The organism is Halorubrum tibetense (assembly GCF_042661865.1).
Taxonomy (GTDB): Archaea; Halobacteriota; Halobacteria; order Halobacteriales; family Haloferacaceae; genus Halorubrum; species Halorubrum tibetense.
The window spans coordinates 1-1,116 of sequence record NZ_JBHSWW010000482.1 but is presented as its reverse complement, the minus strand read 5'-3'; the positions used below and the strand labels follow the sequence as shown (position 1 = coordinate 1,116).

Sequence of the window (1,116 nt, the reverse complement as noted above, 5' to 3'; positions counted from 1 at the left end):
GCGATCGACGCCGCGCCGCCGATCCCGCCGGAGAGCGACGCCCGTCTCGCGACCGTCTCGTCGGCGAGTCGTGCGGCGGCACGGGGGTAGGCGGCGGCGTAGCGGTCGCGAAACTCCAGACGCGCGGCCTCGTAGTCGACGACCGGATACGGGTAGTCCTCCCCGATCCGAACGCCACAGTCGTCCTGGACTGCCAGCGGAGCCTTCGCCGGTCTGGGAAGGTACTCGGCCGGGAGCTCCGCGAGCTCGGGCACCCACCGGGTGATGAACTCGCCGTCCGGGTCCTGATCGCGGACCTGCTTGTGGGGGTTGTACAGCCGGAGGCCGGGGCGACCGACGAGCCCGCACTGTGACTGCCACTGTGTGTAGTTGATCGCGGCGACCGAGTCGATCAGGTGCTCGTGGAAGTGGTCCGCGCCGATCAGCCACGGCTGCTGGAGGACGTGAAAGTAGACGCTCGCACAGAGCGCCCGCATCCGGAAGTTGAGCCACCCCGTCTCGCGGAGAGATCGCATGCTCGCGTCGACCATCGGGAACCCGGTTTTCCCGGCCTTCCACGCCTCGACGAGTTCCGGGTCGTGCCGGTCACGGTTGAACCCGCGCATGACCGGGTTTACCGCCTCGTCGAGCCAGCCGGGCCAGTCGACGAGCTTCTGTCGGTAGTGTAGGTTCCAGAACAGCCGGGAGACGAACATCGACTTCCCCCGGCCGTCCGGCGCGTGCTCGTCGACGTGACGGTGGACCTCCCGGACCGACAGACAGCCGAACCGGAGATACGGCGAGAGTCCGCTCGTTCCGTCGCGGGCGTCGACCGGCGAGGAGATGCTCCCGGGGTACTCGCCGATCCGGCTCGTGAACGACTTCAGCCGATCACGGCCCGCCTCCCGGCCCCCGGTCGGAACCATCGACTTCTCGCCGACGACGTCGTACGCGTCCGCGACGGTCCCGGGGTCGATCCCCGTGTCGATCCGCTCGACGGCGACCGCACGCGGGTCCCAGTCGTGCGGGTCGGCGGCCAGCCACGACTCGACAGACTCCTTCCAGCCGCGCCGCGGTCGATCGTCGTCGCGCACGAGGCCGTCCCCATCGACGAACCGGACGCCGAGCCGCTCGCGG

Annotated in this window: 1 protein-coding gene; it reads right to left on the bottom strand. The window is 69.9% G+C overall.

The window, feature by feature from the left end; translation table 11 throughout:
- The coding region (locus ACFQEU_RS16365; protein WP_379783887.1) for an FAD-binding domain-containing protein at positions 1–1,116 on the bottom strand (1,116 nt) is incomplete at both ends.